The sequence below is a fragment of the Leptospira weilii genome, from assembly GCF_006874765.1.
In the GTDB taxonomy this organism is placed as follows: Bacteria; Spirochaetota; Leptospiria; order Leptospirales; family Leptospiraceae; genus Leptospira; species Leptospira weilii.
In genome coordinates this window covers 1,201,002-1,218,803 of the sequence record NZ_CP040840.1, presented here as the reverse complement: position 1 = coordinate 1,218,803, position 17,802 = coordinate 1,201,002, and the positions used below count along the sequence as shown (strand labels likewise).

At 41.1% G+C, this 17,802-nt stretch carries 13 protein-coding genes and 1 pseudogene; 9 read left to right on the top strand and 5 right to left on the bottom strand.

The window, feature by feature from the left end; all coding sequences use genetic code 11:
* Positions 1 to 62: 62 nt before the first annotated feature.
* Both FHG67_RS05865 and FHG67_RS05860 read right to left on the bottom strand, forming a co-directional pair.
* The gene (locus tag FHG67_RS05865) at positions 63 to 965 is read right to left on the bottom strand and encodes a glycosyltransferase family 2 protein (protein WP_004502178.1); all 903 of its coding nucleotides are present in this window, start codon (positions 963 to 965) and stop codon (positions 63 to 65) included.
* Positions 962 to 3,079: an O-antigen ligase family protein gene (locus FHG67_RS05860; protein WP_142499682.1), complete on the bottom strand. Its 2,118-nt coding sequence runs from the start codon at positions 3,077 to 3,079 to the stop codon at positions 962 to 964. Before FHG67_RS05860 ends, FHG67_RS05865 begins: the two co-directional genes overlap by 4 nt.
* Positions 3,080 to 3,218: 139 nt before the next feature.
* Here FHG67_RS05860 and FHG67_RS22815 point away from each other — a divergent pair, with 139 nt between their 5' ends.
* From FHG67_RS22815 to FHG67_RS05830, 6 genes are all read left to right on the top strand, one after another.
* Entirely contained in the window at positions 3,219 to 3,521 is a 303-nt protein-coding gene (locus FHG67_RS22815) for an STAS domain-containing protein (RefSeq protein ID WP_039941697.1), read from the top strand.
* A complete protein-coding gene (locus FHG67_RS05850; protein ID WP_142499681.1) occupies positions 3,518 to 3,955 on the top strand; it encodes an LIC_11090 family protein in 438 nt (145 codons plus the stop codon). The genes FHG67_RS22815 and FHG67_RS05850 overlap by 4 nt, the downstream gene beginning before the upstream one ends.
* A 119-nt stretch (positions 3,956 to 4,074) precedes the next feature.
* Positions 4,075 to 5,016: an MbnP family copper-binding protein gene (locus FHG67_RS05845; RefSeq protein ID WP_142499680.1), complete on the top strand. Its 942-nt coding sequence runs from the start codon at positions 4,075 to 4,077 to the stop codon at positions 5,014 to 5,016.
* Between the two features lie 47 nt (positions 5,017 to 5,063).
* Entirely contained in the window at positions 5,064 to 6,257 is a 1,194-nt protein-coding gene (locus FHG67_RS05840) for an MbnH family di-heme enzyme (RefSeq protein WP_142499679.1), read from the top strand.
* Positions 6,229 to 7,107 (top strand): laminin/fibronectin-binding adhesin Lsa30, encoded by an 879-nt coding sequence (gene lsa30, locus FHG67_RS05835; RefSeq protein ID WP_004495590.1) that lies wholly within the window; start codon positions 6,229 to 6,231, stop codon positions 7,105 to 7,107. The genes FHG67_RS05840 and lsa30 overlap by 29 nt, the downstream gene beginning before the upstream one ends.
* On the top strand, positions 7,107 to 8,099 hold the full coding sequence (locus tag FHG67_RS05830; RefSeq protein WP_142499678.1) for an LIC11086 family outer membrane transporter: 993 nt from the start codon (positions 7,107 to 7,109) through the stop codon (positions 8,097 to 8,099). Before lsa30 ends, FHG67_RS05830 begins: the two co-directional genes overlap by 1 nt.
* 106 nt (positions 8,100 to 8,205) lie before the next feature.
* On the opposite strand, the gene FHG67_RS05825 is transcribed toward FHG67_RS05830, so the two are convergent.
* Together FHG67_RS05825 and FHG67_RS05820 are read right to left on the bottom strand one after the other, a co-directional pair.
* Positions 8,206 to 10,134 carry an Lnb N-terminal periplasmic domain-containing protein gene (locus FHG67_RS05825; RefSeq protein WP_061219146.1) on the bottom strand — a complete coding sequence of 643 codons (1,929 nt, stop codon included), beginning with the start codon at positions 10,132 to 10,134 and terminating at the stop codon, positions 8,206 to 8,208.
* A gap of 50 nt (positions 10,135 to 10,184) precedes the next feature.
* A complete protein-coding gene (locus FHG67_RS05820) occupies positions 10,185 to 10,463 on the bottom strand; it encodes a hypothetical protein (RefSeq protein WP_002632276.1) in 279 nt (92 codons plus the stop codon).
* Positions 10,464 to 11,323: 860 nt separating this feature from the next.
* On the opposite strand from FHG67_RS05820, the gene FHG67_RS05815 reads away from it, so the two are divergent.
* Positions 11,324 to 13,768 (top strand): ankyrin repeat domain-containing protein, encoded by a 2,445-nt coding sequence (locus FHG67_RS05815; protein WP_172616495.1) that lies wholly within the window; start codon positions 11,324 to 11,326, stop codon positions 13,766 to 13,768.
* A gap of 177 nt (positions 13,769 to 13,945) precedes the next feature.
* Here the strand turns inward: FHG67_RS05815 and FHG67_RS21655 are convergent.
* Positions 13,946 to 14,049 (bottom strand): annotated as a pseudogene (locus FHG67_RS21655) (IS982 family transposase); the annotation flags it as partial.
* 593 nt (positions 14,050 to 14,642) lie between these two features.
* Here FHG67_RS21655 and FHG67_RS05805 point away from each other — a divergent pair.
* A complete protein-coding gene (locus tag FHG67_RS05805) occupies positions 14,643 to 15,737 on the top strand; it encodes an LIC10774 family surface protein (protein WP_142499677.1) in 1,095 nt (364 codons plus the stop codon).
* A 709-nt stretch (positions 15,738 to 16,446) separates the two neighbouring features.
* Positions 16,447 to 17,709, top strand: coding sequence for a sigma factor sigX-regulated lipoprotein SrpA (gene srpA, locus FHG67_RS05795; protein ID WP_232616684.1), 1,263 nt, complete (start codon positions 16,447 to 16,449; stop codon positions 17,707 to 17,709).
* Positions 17,710 to 17,802: the final 93 nt, after the last annotated feature.

Below are 17,802 nucleotides of genomic sequence, written 5' to 3'. Positions count from 1 at the left end.
TGTTCTCTACCTTGACTTTGTCGTTCTCATGAACGGCGGCACATCGCGGAGATCTTCGAAGCTTAAATCCAATTCCTGCTTTCCAGTAAGAATTGCTGAATACGAATTCCGGAGGAAGAAGCCAATCCGTCTTTCATAACGGAGTGCAAAAGAAAATCCAAATCTTCGCTCCAAGAGTTCCTTTTTATTCTCCCTTGCCTTAAAATTTCCCACTTTATAGAGAGAGCTTTTTCAGCGCGATTTCGTTGCCCTTCGTTTAATAAATTAGAATTTAATAATTTTATAATAGAATAAATTCGAAAACGGTTCATAGCCGGATACCGAACGGAAAGCTGATCCTTATGTCCTCCGTATCGGACGAGTAAAAACTCATTCAAAAGAGCGACCGGGGTTTTAGAGGTGATTCTCAACCAAAGGTCGTAATCTTCGCAGGCGGGAAGTCTCTCGTCCATTCCACCTTGTTTTTCGTAGAGATCCTTTTTCAAAAGAACCGAAGAAGGAGTAACGCTACAAAACTCAAGACTTTGCTCGAAGATCCATCCGTTTTTTTTCGAGAGATGAACGGGCGGATTTACTCGTCTACCATTTCGAATCCAAATCTCTTGGGATTGAAGAATTTTTGTTTCCGGATGTTTTTCACAATACTTCCATTGACGTTCTAATTTTTCGGGCAGCCATTCGTCGTCAGAATCCAAAAATGCGATCCAATCCTCCGAGGCTTTTTCCACTCCCCGATTTCTAGCGTGACTGACTCCTTTATGTTCTAAAGAAAGAATTCGAATTCCATCGAAAGAATTCGGAAAAGTTTCCCCAATTTTGAAAATCGTAGAATCCGTCGATCCGTCGTCGACTATGATGATTTCTTTTGGCCGAAAAGTCTGTGCCAAAACGGAAGAAATCGCTTTGATAATTTTATCTTCCCGATTGAAAGTCGGAATTACGACCGAAATCGGAATCGTATTCATGACCTTTTTTTAAAACGTTTTCTTAGGACTTTTTTTGCGGGTGAATGGATTTTTTTTCGAATCCGTATTTGAGAGCAGATCTTTCTAGGCTCTGGATCCAAAAGCCTTCGACTCCAAAAGTTCAAAGTTCGAAGCGGATCCGTATTTTGGTGTAAGATACATTCCGTTTTTAGGATATTCTTGCCCTTGACAGTTCGAAAAGCCATGTATTCTCCCTTGAATCCCTTGATTGTACGCGGATAGATCTTTCGATATCCGCCTGAGATGGAAATCGACAGCTTACTTCGACGATCCATTTCCCGGTTCTGCGTTACGAAATACAACTCCGGTCGAGACGCCAAGGTCATTTTACCGCTTCCTTCCAAAATCCAGGCCTTGTATTCGCTTTTTCCCGGAGGAAAGTAAACACCCGATCGAAACATTTTTGTAGGGAAAAAAAACCAGGAACTAAACAGTAAAACCAAAACCAAACATAAAGAAATTATAATATTTCTGCGATTAAAACACGAATACCGTTTCGCAACGAACGTAGAAACCTTTGTTTCCGTAAAAAATGGGAACAAAGCGATCCATTGAAAATAAACGGCTCTCAAATAGAACCATTCTTGAAAGAAGGAATACACAAATACGGCCGCAACGGAAGAGAAAAAAACAGAGGAAACCAGAATGGATCGATCGCTTTTTCTGAACTTCAACAACTCATAAAAAAGAAAAAACCATAACAAAGAATAAAATACCACTCCTGTTATTCCGAGACCGGAAAAAATCTGCAAGAACTGATTGTGAGTCGTATGATACAAAGACGATCTTGCTTCGAGGTTTAAACAACATTCGTTGTACCACCCGTAACTCTCAAAACCTCCGCCTAACAAAGGCTTTCCAATCCCAAGCGTCAGCCCCGCTAAAAAATGAGAAAACCTTTCCGGATCTACCGAACCCGCACGCATCCAAATTACGGAAAGCGGAAATAAAATTCCTCCGACAACGAAATGAGAAGCCAAAACCGCCGCAAAAGTACGGGACGTATTTCGATTTTTAACAAGAAAGAAAGGGAGAATAAAAACGGAAAGAACACAAAACGTCAAAAAAGAAAACATACCTCCTCTGGCCCCAATCCAAAAAAACGTCACTCCTAAAACTAAAAGAACAGCCGACAAGAAAAGCCACTTTCCCAATCCGGGCGATAATCCGCCATTTTTCAAAATTTGCATTTTTTTTAATATTCCGGTTTTAGAATATTTCGATCTTGCAAAAACCCAATAAAACAAAAAAGGAAGGCCCGAAATCAAATAGATCGAAAACCAACTCCGGTTCCAAAACAAGGACTGAATTCCAAATTTCGGTAAAAATCGTTTCAAGGAAGGAATTAGAGAATGAGACAAGGCGAAGAGTTTATATCCGTCCAACCAATAATGATAAAAATTTAATATTGATTTTACGGTCTGCGAAAAATATTCCAACCAACCGACGGCTATCGATACGATCATACCGGCGACTACTCCCAACGCAAAAACACGATAAACCGGGTTCGTAGCAGAAAAAGCAGGAACACTTCCCAACCAATTCTTACGAGCAATCAATCCGAATAAAAATAATATTCCCAAAAACAAAAGTTTAATCGGGTAAGCGGGTTCCAATTCGGTAGAATGTAAAAACCAAAACCAACCCTTTTGATAAAAGCGAAAATCCAAAAACAAATCCGGATTCGCGATAAGACTCAAAGCCCCCGCGCCGAAGAACAAAAGTAATAGAATTCCGATCGGATGTTTCCAAAACGTATCCGTAAAAATCTTATTTCCCCGAAAGTAGTTTTCTACGATTCCGCGAATACACCAGAAAATCCAAAGACAATCCTGCAATTCCAGAAATCTTCCTCCGGGATGATTTCCAAAAACGACCCCCGAAGCCGCGAGAAAAAAAGTCGCAACCAACGGAAACAAAACGTCCAAGACGGCAAAACATACAAAAAGAAAAACAAAAACGATTCTAAATTTCCAAGGATAGAAAGAGAATAAAGGGAGAATTAATAGAATTCCAAAGACAGCCCAGAAAAAGAATTTGAAGCCAAGAGACAAAGACGCCGCAAGAAATGGACTTCGAATCCAACTTTTCATAGGGATACAAAAGTTCGAAAGGTGTTTTTACGAAACGACAAAACCAAATCGAAGTTCGGTTCCTTCCGACAAAAAATACGGGGATTTTTTTGTTTCCAGAAAAAACTATTTCCTGATAGTAGTAACTGCGTTTTATTTTATGCAGCAGTTGGAAGAGTCCACAATCTACCCTAATAAAAATTCCTTTCGAGTCGAATTTCGCAGGAATATTTGTTCCGTAGAAACCGATGAAATTCAGGAAATTCTTTCTCAAATCCGGGAAATCCGTCCGGATAATGTTATTTTAGATATGACTCCCGTGGTGGCGATTCCCTCCATGGTTCTCAATCGCATTTTAAAATTTATTTCCGAATTGAAAAAAGATCAAATTCAAGTTTCGGAAGTGAAACTGAGCGAAGGCTTACAACTTGTGTTTTCCAGACTCAAGATTGATTTAGGATGAAATTTTCCCTTTCCATCCTTTTATCCGCTTCCATCTTATTCCAAACAATTGTTTTTTCCAGCGGTCTCTTCGGTTGTATTCTCGCAGAAAAGGCCAAAATCTGCGAATGCAACCACAGAAGCAAAATGCAGAAACACTCGAACGAAGAAGACAAAAGTTTCTCTAAAAAGGTCCTCTCCGAAAATCGATCGGTCGTTTCCAAGAAACTCCCGAATTGTCATTCCGCAAAATCGGGAGAAGTTCACGTTTGTTCCTGCAAAAAGACGGAAAATAAACTCTCTCAACTGAGCGCATTTTACTCGACCCTTTTTTCTCCGAAACAAGGAGCCAATATCGAGCATAACCCCGACTTCATTCAAATCATTATTTTAGAATATTCTAATTCTGGAATTCTGTCTTTTTTCTCCCCGCTAAAACCCCCTCGATTCTCTTAACATTTCCACTTTCCAAAAGTCCTCTCAGGAAATCGACCTACAACGTTTCGGTCCGTTGATCGTAATTTTTTTCGGCGCGCGTTTTAGGAAGAAACTTAAATATTAGGAGATTTATTTTTATGACTAAAAAAGTTTTAGTCTTTGGGTTCATTGTTTCAGCTTGTCTTTCTTTCGTTTATTGTCCTTGGGATAAAAAAAAGGACGATTCCAATCTGACGGCGATCTCGGCCCTGCTCTCCCTTGGAAATCAGGGAATTCAATTTTCCGCTTACGCCGGAACACAAAAATTAGAATGCGGCCAAACGCTCCGAGGTCATGCAAGAAGCTCGGAAAGTCTTTCTTTTATTCCCATCGCGCACATAGCCGAAAGTACGACGTTTCAACTGCACGACTTTCGTTTTTTTGTTCACGGAGTTACCTTGATTCAAAACTCGGGAGAAGAAATTCCTCTCTCTCTAAATCAGGACGGAAAATTCCAATCCGGAGATGTCGCCCTTTTGGATTTCGAAAACAAAACCGGCAAGTGTAACGGAACTTCCGAAACCAACCATCTCGTTTCGGCTTTCATACCTCCGGACACCTACAAAGGAATCAAGTTCATCGTAGGATTGCCTGAAAACAAAAACCATTTGGATGCCGACAACCAACTCCCTCCTCTCAACAACTCTGGAATGTACTGGGGGTGGACGAGCGGTTATAAATTCCTAAAATTGGATTTTGAAACCGCCGAAACCTTAGAAGCCTCAGTCCATATCGGATCGGCAAACTGCGTGGGAGCGGGAAGTTCCAGCACTTGCGCGAGGGCAAATCGGATTCCGGTTACATTAACTCCCGACGGCGGTTTCAACCCTTCCACTCAAGAAATCAAGATTAACGTTCAGGCATTATTGCAAGGAATCGATCTCCAGGCAAATGCGAACGCTGCGATGTGTATGTCCGGAATTATCGGTGCGACGAGTATCGGTTGCCCGATCATCTTTTCGAACATCGGTTTGGATTTGAACGCGGGCACTCCGATCACACCGGCTCGAACCGTTTTTTCGATCAAAGCTAAAAATTAATTCGAAAATGCCCGAGTTCGTTTCGGGCATTTTGAGGAAGCAAATATATGAAGTTTTTATTATATTCTATTTCTTTGCTATTCTTGATTCAGTGCGGATCTGGAATTCTTCCTTTCGCTCCTTTCGACAAGAAGAAATCGGATCTTAACGAAGCTCTTCTGCTTCTATTGATTCCGCAAAACTCGTACGTTTGGAATCTACCTCCCGGATTTCCGGTTCCGGTCGTTCCGGCTTCCAATCCGATGACTCAAGAGAAGGTGGACCTCGGCAGATTCTTATTTTATGATAAAAAGCTTTCGGGTAACCAAACTCAGTCTTGCGCGTCTTGTCACAAACAATCGATCGCGTTTACGGACGGCTTAACGACCGCCGTCGGTTCCACGGGAGGCGTTCATCCCAGAAACACACAGGGAATCATCAATGTTGCGTATAACGCCCGTCAAACATGGGTCAATCCGACTCTAAAAGACCTGGAAGACCAGATGCTCGTTCCGATGTTCGGCGAACATCCCGTGGAACTAGGCCTTGCCAATCGGGAAAACGAAATGCTTGATCGTTTGAGAGCGGAGAATCGGTACCAAACCTTGTTTCGAAAAGCCTTTCCGTTCGAAGATCCTTTTTCCGTTTCCAACGTGGTAAAAGCGATCGCCTGTTTTGAAAGAACTCTCATATCGGGGCGCTCTCCTTATGATAAATTTTTGTACGACGGAAACGTTGCGGCACTCGGTAACCAAAGAGCTTCCGTCATTCGTGGGGCTCAGATTTTCTTTTCGGAAAAAGGAGAATGTTTTCATTGCCACGGAGGTTTTAACTTCGCCGAAACGAGCGTCCATGTCGGAGCCGTTACCGCGGAAGTCACTTTTCATAACAACGGCCTTTACAACATCGGCGGAACCAGAGACTATCCTCCCGACAATCAGGGTTTGTACGAGTTTACGGGAGTGATCTCCGATAAAGGCAAATTCCGGGCGCCTTCCATTAGAAATATTGAATTGACCGCCCCTTACATGCACGACGGCTCGATCGACACTCTGGAGAACGTAGTGGAACACTACAACGCAGGGGGAAGAAATGTCATTGGCGGACCCCACGCCGGAGACGGGAGAGCCAATCCGAACAAAAACGGTTTTGTGTTCGCGATCGGCCTTACCGCCGGGGAAAAAACGGACCTCGTGAATTTCTTGAAAAGTTTAACGGATACGGAATTCGTAAATGACCCGAAACACAGCGATCCTTTTTAAACTTCTCTTTTTCTGCATCTTCTTTGGAAACTGCACCTTCGGTTCCGTAGGAGACTCTAGAAAAGAAGACGCAAAGATGTTACAGAGGCTTTTGATTCTTTTCAACGAAAGACCGGCCTCGTTCGAAACCCTTCTGTATTATACGGACGATCAACAAGATTCTAATATAGGAAATTTTGATGTGGTTTCCGAGGCAACCGTCTATAATCTTCAGCTGCAACCGGGTTCCAAGATTTTTTGGGACGGAGTTTCCATTCGAGTCAATCCGAATCCAGTACCTACGGTTCCCGGACAGACAAGAACTTTCGACGCGGGAGATCATTCCGCCAAGTCCCACACTCCGTATACGGTTCCTTTGGATTTGCCGGTCGCTTCTCCCTACGGACAAGAATACGGAACGCCTTCGTTTAACGATTCGAATTTAGAAACGGCCACGGAAACGATTCTCATGGGAGACGTTCATACTTCTTCGGTTCCTCTAATATCGGGAATTCCCTCCGGTTATCTTGCTTCCGTGAAGTATAAAATCAACTCCATCAACTTAACTTTCCAAATCGTCGCTCCCGCGGCAAAAACAGTAAGGCTACAAATACCCTCCTTCACGCTGGAACTCTTTCCAAGATGTAGGTTTGATATAACGCCCGAAAAACCGGGAAGCTTTCCGGCAATCTGGAGATCCAACGGAATCTTTCAGGATCGGGGTTCCGTTTCAATCTTAAATTCGATTTCCGCACTCCCGAATCCGGTGGATATCAATCCTTATCAAAACTCGAATCTATACGATCTGATTTTGGCAAACTTCCGACAGCAAGACCGGGTTGTATATCAAATAGGTTGCAATCTATTTTAATGAAACATAATATTATTATATTCTACTTTTTCATTTTTTTACCGTGCATATTTTCGCTCGAGGCGCATCACACCGGAATGGGAGGCAACGAACAATCCTCCACCCGTTTCGTGGACCCGTTCACCGGCAAAAGGGAAAAGCCCGCAAACTATGTGGTTTTCACCCAGGACTTCTTCAAACAAACGAACGAAAATAGCAATATCCACACGACCACCTTTTTCGGAGAAATGAACCTTAAAAACGGAATGTTCGCTCTGAATCTAAGTGCTCCCTACACGTATTACGAGCAGAAAAATCGCTCCGACGCCGCAAGAATCGGCAAAACATACGTGGGCGTAAAATATCTGCCTTTGGTCGATTTTCAAAAAAATTATTTCATTGTTCTCAGCGCGAATGTGGGTTTTCCGTCCGGTCCGGATACGGATAAATTTACGGGGGGAAATTATTATTCCGGCATTCCCGGTCTCACCTTGGGCTATCTTTTAGGTAAGTTTAGTTTTGTAGTGAGAATCAGCGGTATATTTCCACTTTCAAAATCACAACCAACCAATCTTCAGGACAACGACGGCATCGTTTATTGGCTCAGAAATCCGTCTTCTTCGCCGCCCGAAGAAACGTATCTTCTTAAAAAAACGAGTCTATTTTCCGGATACGTTACGTATCTTTGGAAGCCCGGTCTTTCTTTTTTTACCGGTTTTTTATATAGGTCTCCGTACGAAGGCGTCGATCTCAAAAGAACGAATCAGGGTAAAGTTCCGGCAATTTTTAGAGAAGTCAGTTTCGGATTCTCCGCGAACATTTCCGAAAAACTCAACTTCAATCTTTCGTATCGTTATCCGCTCTATCGCGGAGACGATTATAGATTGTACGATTACGCGATTACGGCCGCGGTCTCGATCGAAATCTCGGAATCGGAAAGCTCCAAACCGAAAACCGAAGAAGAAATTAAAAGAGAATCCACCGAGTCGGAAAGCCCGCAAAATGCGAAATAAAATTCATGAGTTACTATGACGGCCCTGCCGGAAATCGTTACGCTTTAGTTTTCTTATTCGCACAAACTTTCTCAAACCGAACTCATACATTTGGGGAAAACGTAAGTTAAAAATAAAGCTTGGCGCCGAACTTGGTTTCTTCCAAAGAAGTCATATAATTTTTTCTATATTGAAACTCTAAAGCGATACGTTCCGTTAGCAAATAATTTCCTTGTATGGAAAACTCGGGAAAATACTGCTTATCTCCGAAAGAATAAAACCGGTAGTCTCCTATCAAATGAAACGAAAATCGTTCGGTAATTCTACATAACATTCCAACGGTTGCGACCGATCCCAATCGATAACCTCTCCGAAAAGAGTCGGATATATCTCCTCTCAAATCCAAAAACGTATAAAAAATCAAACTATAACGTGAGAAATAATAAAACGGTTCCGAAGCCGCCCCAAATCCAAAACTAGAAAAGCCGTATAAAATACCCGGATCTTCTTTAAAAACTTTTTCCGTCAAAAGAGATTTAACGCCCAAATCGAAACGCCAAGAAGCCTTATTCAAAAATTGACCGATCGGATGTAGAGAAGTCATCTGAATAAAATGGATCTCTTGAAGTTTAGGCGATTTCATATTCTCATAAACGCGTATATTCGTATTCAAAAAAAATAATTGATTGTACGGAGAATAACCGGGATACGAATCCGTAAAGTCCCTTAGGACCGGTCTGAAAGCAAATTCTCCGAACGCACCGTTGGAGGAATTTCCCGCGGATACCATAACTTGAGAAGGGTCGTGCCCAAGAAGCGGATTTGACGCCGTCGGAGGAAAATAATAATCATTCAGTTTTAATAAATTTCCCGGATCCCCTCTCAGTGAATTATATTTATAATACCTTTCCTTATCTTTTTCATCGAGTATTCCTTTTTCCATCGATTTTTTAACCAAAAGATAATCGATCGCTGCATCATAAAGAATCGCTCTGCGGTTTTCGGATAGATCCCTACCCACATCCGCATCGTCCTTAACGACTTTTCTTAAAAGCTCCCTTTCCAACTCATCGAGAAAACCGTATTTTTGTCTATACCTTTCCACAATGGAGGGCCTGAACTTCACTTCCGATAATAAGTTTTTTTGCGCCGCCATCAACTTGATCGTATCGGCAGGTTGTACTAAAAATTTTTTTCGGTCGGATAACCGAAGCTCCGGATCACCCACGTCAAGCAAAGTGAGAATTCTAAAAGAACAATTCTCATCAAAAAAATAATAATCAAAATGATTTTTCTGCATTTCCCATAAATGACGGATAATTCTTTCGATTCCTCTTTCATCAATATTCAACTTATATTCCCAGAGACTTCGATTTTCATATTCGTTATATTCGTATATCTTATATTTATATTTTTGAATCTCAAAAGATCCCGGAAAATTTCCGCTTAAACCTTTGAATACATAGGAAAATGGATCTATGATTCCCGGAATTATCGCGGCGTAAGTGACGATTACATCCTCCAACTCTTCCGCCTCTTGCGTGCCGGAATTAAACTTAAGCATCGTATGTCCAAATAAAGAAGCCGGGTGCTCGGGATGAAAAGCAGCAAAAACGACGGAAAGAGACTGCGCTTTCATCTGATTATGAAATTTTTCGAATTTAGGACAGGACGGTACGGGGAATAAATTTGGATCTATGGAAAATCTTTCCCGCATCCAATGAAAACGGGCCGGAAATACACATTCAACCGACAAATCGGTTAAAGCCTCATCTTTAGAGAAAATCCTAAGATTTGCCTCCAATTCCAAAGTCGGATTCGTTTTACCGGACGGTGAGAAAAAGAAGGAATCTCCGTCCGCATAACTTCGATATTTGTTTTCGGAGACTTTCTCATAGTGCAATAAGGTTAACCAGTTTCTTTCTTTATAAATTTCTTCCTTTCGAATACTTTCGATTTTATTTTCTATAAAAATTTCCCTTGGAGTTCGGCTTTCTGAAAAAAGAGGAATAACAAATAGAGAAACGGTTAAAATACAAAAAAGGGATCTGCTCACCTTTAAAGAAGGGAATCGGCCGCCCGACGGACGAGCGGCTAAAAAATTATTTATTTAACGCCAGTTGCCTGACAAGCTTCGGTTCCGGAAATTCTGGAAGTGGAAAACATTCCCCCAGTTGCAGCTCCCCTAGCGTCGACAACCTGAGTTACACCCTCTTTGTTCAGATCGTTCAAGCAAGCAGTTACGGGCGCTCCCCAAGCGGTAAAAATTACCGGGTTCAGTTGAGTTGCGGTAATCACGTCCTTGCCGCCGACTTTAGTTTTGTCGATACTGTAGCAGTTGGCAATTAAACCGACAACGAAGGCTAAAAATAGAATTTTTTTCATCGAGAGATTCTCCTTGATTTTGGTTAAGATCCTTTTCTTCGGCAGTGTCAGCAATCATAAAATCCTATATTCAATTTTTTCAATAGTAGGAAACCCGATTTCAAACTTAACAAACCGAATAGATTCCGTTGTCTAAAAAAACGATTTTAATGAGATCCGACTTTACTCATCCTATAAAATAGAATACCGCCAATTTGAACATAAATCCCGCGCTTAGACGCAGAATTTCGAACACTCTACTATGTAGAGATAGTAAAACCTAATAAAACGTAGAAGTTCCTGCAAAATGGGTAAGTTTATAAACTTTCTAACAGAATTTATTGTTGTTAAGCTCTCGTAGTAATTCCTACATTTGAGATTTCGGGACGGCACTAAAGCAAAATCGCTTTCTTAGAGACGCCGTTCTAGGTCGAAGCATAATCATCGATTTCGCATTAGAATTGTTAAAAATTAATTATCCTTCTGTTTCCGTTTCATCGAAATAGGCGATTAGAACAGTTTTTTAATTCCACTATGGAATTTTTCAATGACTCTATCGGTTTATCAGACTCAGGTTACCACTCGGATTCATGAAAAAATACGCGAATGAGCTTGTTTCAAAAAAGTTAGAATGTTGGAATCTTCTTCAAAAACAATTCCGAACTATACGCAATTCTTGAAAGCTTTTCGCATCTTTGCAAAATGACTCGTCAATCTTTGGCATTATTTTTATGAGTCTCGGTAATAAATCTCAATCGGGTATGAGTTGCCAATTGTTCTTTGTCGAATTGCGCTCCTCTACGATTTGAATAGCAAATTAATCCGGCCTCTTTTTAACTTACGTTTTTTATAAATCTGACGATACATTAAGAAGAAATTGAATGTTTTTATTTTTTATCCGTCATTCAAAAAATCTTAAGAAACGTTTTAAAAAAACTTTTCCAAACCAACGCCTCCTACTTTCAATCTTAATCATATTATTTTCCTCAGCAGTTTTCGGAAAATCCATCTCCAAAGCGGATCGAAAGATTCTTTCAGCAGCGATTAGCGGCAATCTTCGGCTCGCACAAAAAGCTCTGAAGCAAGGAGCATCCGTTCATGCAAGAGATCCAAGACAATACTTTTTAGGGGAAACTCCACTTCACAAAGTTGCCTTTCACAACGACGTATCTTTTGTACGATTCCTTTTGAGTCAAGGCGCCGATCCGAACCTTTCCGACGATCGAGGAGAAACCCCTCTCATCACCGCAGTCTACGGACTGAGTTTAGAGTCCGTATCGGTTTTGTTAGACGCCAAAGCGGATCCGTATTTAGAAACAAAATCGGGAATCAGCCCTGCGGTATTAGCGGCTGATCTTTGTTCTCTTCCTATCTTAAAATTATTAAAAGACGCGGGAGTGGATTTCAATCGACCTACAAAAAAAGGATTGTTGCCGATTTATACGGCGGTAGCGAGATGCGATCGAGAATTTCTACAATTCTTAGTAGACTCCGGATCTACGATCGAATCTCCCACCGTTAGCGGAGTGACTCCTTTGATGCATGCGATCAAATATACAAACATAGACGCAATTCGATTCTTCATGGAAAAGAACGTTTCCGTTTCCTCCGTAGATAAACATGGAAGGGATGCGTTATACTATCTTTTAGGTTCGCAGCAAGAAATCGCGGCATACGGCATGGATTATGGATTGCATAAAGACATATACAAAGAGATCGCATTGTATTTGATTCGAAAAGGGACTCCTTTGTATCGAGAGTATAAAGACGGACAAACGCCACTTTTGCTATTGTTGGGTTCAGACCCACCGGACAGCTACTATGATTATGATCTCCAAGAATTCTTTTTAAAATACTGTAAGACAAACAAAATCGACCTAAACAAACCCAATCGCTTTGGAGTCACGCCTCTTCAATACTTCAAACTGAATCGGGAAGTCGACAAAAACAAAAAAGATCCGGATCGAATTCGAAAGATCAATCGTATGATTTTAGACATCAATCAGAAAAACCCAAGCGCCGCTTTTCATTCGATTGTCTTATTGTCTTTCAGACCAAAGCATATGGATGAGGATCCCGATCCCAAAATCAACAATGCTACAATCCGTCAGGTTCTCGTGTCCTTTCTTTCCTTACCCAAACTTCCGGTTTTGGAATGGTTGGAATTGTATCTTTGGACAACAATCTTTGATTTTGAAGAAGACAAAAACCTAAAGAATCTTTTATTGAATCGATTCCCGGAACCTCCTGCGGGTTTTTGGGCTTTTTTGTCGATGAGTGACATTCGCAACGACCCGAAGTTATCCGATCTTTGGCTTCGTTCGATTCAAAAAGGAAATAGCATCACGCAATTTTGGTACGCTGATCATAGTTTTATGAAGCTCGACGTTCGCAGCGGAAGCGAGGACGCTTTCCTAGAATGCAGAACAGATTTGCTTGAGAAATTATCCTCTCAATCATTCTTTTGGAACTCCATCCGAAACTTCCCGAGATATTTGAGTTCTTTCCCTTCTTGCGAAAACGAAAAAGAGGAACAAAAGTTATATCAACTGCCCCAGTCGATTCAGGCAAACCCTGGAAGAGACGATTGGATCCGATATTCTCCTCTTTGCCGGGAGATCCCAACGGAAGATCAGTCTAAAGATCCGAAAATTCGAGAACAAAGTCTAAGAAGAATCTCTATCCTTCTCAAAATGGGAGCGAGCCCCAATTGTTACGTTTGGCCACATCATTGGGACGACTATACGACCCCATTGGACGCAGCAAGAAAATACGGACTGAAACATTTAGAGGAACTGCTTCTCTCCTTCGGTGCGGAGGATCCGCGAAAACTCCCGCTCCAAAAAGCGATCGTAGCAAAGGATAAAAACAAAATCCAAAAACTACTCGATCTGGGAGCGGTCATCGATATGGAAGAATTAAAACTGGCAAAAGGAGATCCGGAGCTTCTCTCGTATCTTTTGGAAGAATACAACTCTTTGAGAAGATCTCCCGTATTTGATACGATCGGCATTTTGAAGCCTTATGATGACGTAGAAGCCGAAGCGAAAAAAAATCGTTGGCTTTTACCTTTTTTACTGAAAAAAGGATTTTCTCTCAAAGTTCGTTCTTTAGAGGAACCTTCAGTCGGATCCAGCTGCGCGATTGAAAAAATCCTGAACTCCGATTTGAAAAATATAAAGTCTTTATTAAAATCTCAGAATATTCTAGATTACTCGTGTAGAGACAATCACGGTTTCACAAAAGAAGTAAACGAAAAAATCAAATACTTAAAATTAGAGTCCGTTTTTCCGGAACTACAGGAAGAATCGTATCTATATAAATAACGTGAGTTCGGCATAAAAAATCCATGATTCCTTTTTTCCGCAGGAAGTTGGAATTTGAACTTTGTAAACCTATTCTTAAAATGTGGAAACTACGACAAATCGCGATTTTACGAACAAATTCTAAAAGTAGGAACTCTTACTTTTAGAAAATCCTTTCTCATTTTCTTAAAAATGAACTCACGTTAAGCGAATGGGCCAATTGAAAAAATTCCGGTGTCTCTCGTATGTTGAATTTGGCAGATATTTTTATTTACGGACTCAATGATAACTCTTTTTCTTACTCATCCCTACATAATAGAGTGTTCAAAATTCTGCATCTAAACGTGGGATTTGTGCTCGAATGAACGGTATTCCCATTTTATAGAGATCAGTGGAAATTTTAAACGTCTCGTTTTTGTTTTAGCCCCAAAACTTTGAGATCTTCGCCTATTCATTGTTAAATGTATTCATTAGTAATTTTTCAACAACTCTATTTTGGAAAACATTAAAAATTAAAGGCTTTTAGAGATTTTTTCCACGACAAACATCGAAATTCATCTTGGATCGATTTCTATTCCATCATGCGAACGATGGAATTTTCAACAACTCCGTTCGCAATCGATTCTGATACATTTTAATTCGACTTCTAATTAACCCTTTGGGATTATAATGCGATCTTTAGTTTTAGAGATTGTATCGTATTGAAAACGATCCTAACGTTACTCGAGAGAATCAGGCTCTCATTCCTGCGAAATTCTTACTTTAACGCCTTCAATTTGTAAAGAGTTGCGATATTTTTTTTATAAATTCCATTTTTGTTCAAAATAAAAACATCCGCGTGTTGCAATGAAGACAAAGATTCACTATAAAGAATGGGAATCTTAAGGAAAATAAAATGAAACAAATCTTTTCAATGTGCCTGGCAACTTTTCTGTTATTTGCGGGATGTGCGGGAGCAAACGACGGGAACGAAAACTCTTCGCTCCTTCTTTTGGGAATTTCCGACAAATCACTGTTAGATATCGCGGCAAATCCTCAGAGATCCTTAGCAACTCTAATAGTACCCAACGTTCATTACGTGGATGCTCTTTCGGGAAAGAATTCCAACCCCGGAACGTCACTCGCTCCTTACAAAACCATTACGTATGCGGTTTCGCAGCCTGGGAAAACGATCTATGTGGCACCCGGAACCTACGACGAAGCACTGGGAGAAACGTTTCCCATAAGGATACCTGCGGGTATAAATTTAATCGGAAATGAATCCGGTAAAGGTATAGAAAACAAAGGAAAAGAAGGAAATTCCGGTTATACGGGCACCGGAGTCATTCGCAATGCAGGACCTACTTTGATTTTGGGAACGGGAACGGTTATCCCAGGATTAGACGATCAGGCTACTTTGATTTTAGGAAACAACAATACAGTTGCCGGATTTACGATCACGAATCCGAAGCCTTACTTTAGCGGTGGCCTTCATATTTCGGCTGTTCAAGTTGCTGGAGATCCTTCCGGCATTATTTCCGGAATCACAGTTCGAAACAACACAGTGACAGGAACCTCCGGAGGAATGGGGGTTTATATCATGGCTTCCAATCAAACTGGAGCTGGAAATACTATCTCCGGCAATACCATCACCTCAAATTATTATGGGATCCAAAATAATTTCTCAAGCACGGTGATCAAAGTAGAAAATAATTTGATTTCTCGAAATATAGTGGGAGTCAACATCGCCACTAATACCGACAATACCAACGTGGACTTGGGAGGAGGAAGCACTGGAAGCGTGGGAAACAATACCATTTCCTGCAATACGTATCATGATTTATCCATATCGCTTTTGAATACGGTCACTTTGTATGCTAAGAACAATCGTTGGGATCATATTCCGCCTACTGTAACGACGACAGGCGAAGATTCGGATATATTAAGGTCTTCCAATTCTTCCATTTTTACTTCGGGCATGAGCTTCGCGACCTCGCCTTGTAATCCGTAACATTCATTCCCACCGCTTTCGAACGTAAGAAAGCGGTGGGATCGTTTTAAACATATAAAATCGATCCGAGGAATTTCAGTAAGAATATTTGTAGGAACAAAAGGTTATACATAAAAGACAATAGAGTTTCTGAAGAAATACACGTTATGCGAAACAGTATGATTTCGGACAATATCGTTGAGACAATTGATTGAAAAGACAGGATGAGCCAAGTCCGACGGTGTCATCTCGAATGTGTAAATGATTTGTTACTACTCGGACGCATGAAAAGAATACTGTAATAAGTTTGTTTCAAAATTTAGAATGTTAGATCTTCTTCAAAAAAACAATTCTGGATTCCGCGCAATTTTGTGAGAATTTCTATATCTTTGCAAAAATCACCCGTTAATTTTTGGTACAATCTTCATGCGTCTTATGTAAAAAAACAGGGGAGGACTTGACACAAAATACATAGGAAAGAACGAAATGCGGCTTTAGTTTCTTTCGTGGTCGATTTGGATTCATGTACGAGTCGTTCGATAAAATGCCGTTTAGGGCGCAATTTAGATCGCTCGATACGTTTTGGGAAATTTGAAAGAAGGCGCCGTAAATCAATTTCAATTTGAACTCGGAATCGTATGGGGGATTCTCAGAAAATTTTCCGATTTCTCACCAAAACCTGGCACACTTTTTCGTTCGATTTCGTAGTTTTATTAGAGGTTTTTATATGATGAAACAAAACAAAAATAAATTGTGCGAAATCAAATTGATCGCGTTTGTCACGATCAGTTTGTTTGTAAGTTGCAAGAATCACAACGCAAATAAGGACGATTTGTTGTTAGCCGCAATCTTACTCAACTCGGGTGGAAAGGCAGAGTTTCGTATTTCCAATACGGGTGCGCTCGCGGCGGCCCGCATCCAAGCCGGTTCCTCTCAATTCAAAGTAGGTTCCCAGACGTCTGGATTTTTAACCGATCTCGCCGGAGATAACCCGCAAAACTATGGAGACGGTGCGGGAGACGGATTCAACGATCATTTCATCACACCGGCGGCAGTTTCTATCGGTATCTGCCAAGTTCTCGCTTACAAATCGGTTGCCAAAGGAGGGCCGGAAAAGGGAAAAGAAACATTAGAAAATGCAAATTTTGTAATGTTCAAAGCGCCCGGAGCTCCAGTTCCCGGTTCTAAAGTATGTGAAACCGGTTTTATGCCAATCGGATTGCAAACCGAAGGCACTTCTTCGAGTTCCGCTTTTCTACCGATCTCTCCCATTCCGGCTGAAGAGAAACAGGACTACGATCGAGTGGGAATCATCGCAAGGGATTTTACCTATTACTTTGATCCGAAAGACGTCCCTGAAAACACATACCGTTACGTGGATCTGGTGCTAAACAATCCGACTTCCAATTCTGCCCCGATCGATACCGTCGGAAGAGGTGATGTAAGCCCTAAACTTTTTAGTAAGGACTGTCCCGTTTCCTTTATCAATTCTCCAAGTTTTATCTTTTCCAAACTATTAAAACCTGAAGAAATGGGAGGAGTTTGTAAAATGGGTGAATTAGCGATCGATTCTAGTTCGGGTGGCATACTGCAGCTTGGAGGAGGTTCGGATGATTATAATGCTTTCACAAAACCCGACCGCACCCTCAATCCGCCTTCGATTGCCAGTGTCCCATGGAATTCCAACGCACAAAAACTTAAATTCAAAGTCCCCCCTTCCGTCAACAATTTGGACGTGAAAGATCCGTACATATTGATTGTAAATCTGGATTCTTTTGTAAAGGATTCTTCCAAAAAAAAGGGAGATCTGTTGTTTAACGTTTCGATAGACAACGCTCTCTTTTGGGATTCGAATGCGGCAGATAACGTATTTTCTCCCCAACTCAACGTTGCCGACAGACCGAATGCTACGAGCGGAGAAGACAATCTGGTCACAAGCACCCGAAAAAATTTGATCTTTCATTTACCTACGATCCTTAGCGAGATGAAATGAAAGGTCTTTGTCGATTCTCATAAAGACGATACAACTCCATAAAATTCGGAGGTTTTAAACCTAAAAATCGCATATATTACCGTCGAATAAACT

Bases quoted from the DNA above. Each gene is read 5' to 3' on its own strand.
- FHG67_RS05850 (WP_142499681.1), top strand. From the start codon at position 3,518: ATGAAATTTTCCCTTTCCATCCTTTTATCCGCTTCCATCTTATTCCAA.
- lsa30 (WP_004495590.1), top strand. From the start codon at position 6,229: ATGACCCGAAACACAGCGATCCTTTTTAAACTTCTCTTTTTCTGCATC.
- FHG67_RS05830 (WP_142499678.1), top strand. From the start codon at position 7,107: ATGAAACATAATATTATTATATTCTACTTTTTCATTTTTTTACCGTGC.
- FHG67_RS22815 (WP_039941697.1), top strand. From the start codon at position 3,219: ATGCAGCAGTTGGAAGAGTCCACAATCTACCCTAATAAAAATTCCTTT.
- FHG67_RS05820 (WP_002632276.1), bottom strand. From the start codon at position 10,463: ATGAAAAAAATTCTATTTTTAGCCTTCGTTGTCGGTTTAATTGCCAAC.
- FHG67_RS05845 (WP_142499680.1), top strand. From the start codon at position 4,075: ATGACTAAAAAAGTTTTAGTCTTTGGGTTCATTGTTTCAGCTTGTCTT.
- FHG67_RS05860 (WP_142499682.1), bottom strand. From the start codon at position 3,079: ATGAAAAGTTGGATTCGAAGTCCATTTCTTGCGGCGTCTTTGTCTCTT.
- FHG67_RS05805 (WP_142499677.1), top strand. From the start codon at position 14,643: ATGAAACAAATCTTTTCAATGTGCCTGGCAACTTTTCTGTTATTTGCG.
- FHG67_RS05840 (WP_142499679.1), top strand. From the start codon at position 5,064: ATGAAGTTTTTATTATATTCTATTTCTTTGCTATTCTTGATTCAGTGC.
- FHG67_RS05865 (WP_004502178.1), bottom strand. From the start codon at position 965: ATGAATACGATTCCGATTTCGGTCGTAATTCCGACTTTCAATCGGGAA.
- FHG67_RS05815 (WP_172616495.1), top strand. From the start codon at position 11,324: ATGTTTTTATTTTTTATCCGTCATTCAAAAAATCTTAAGAAACGTTTT.
- srpA (WP_232616684.1), top strand. From the start codon at position 16,447: ATGAAACAAAACAAAAATAAATTGTGCGAAATCAAATTGATCGCGTTT.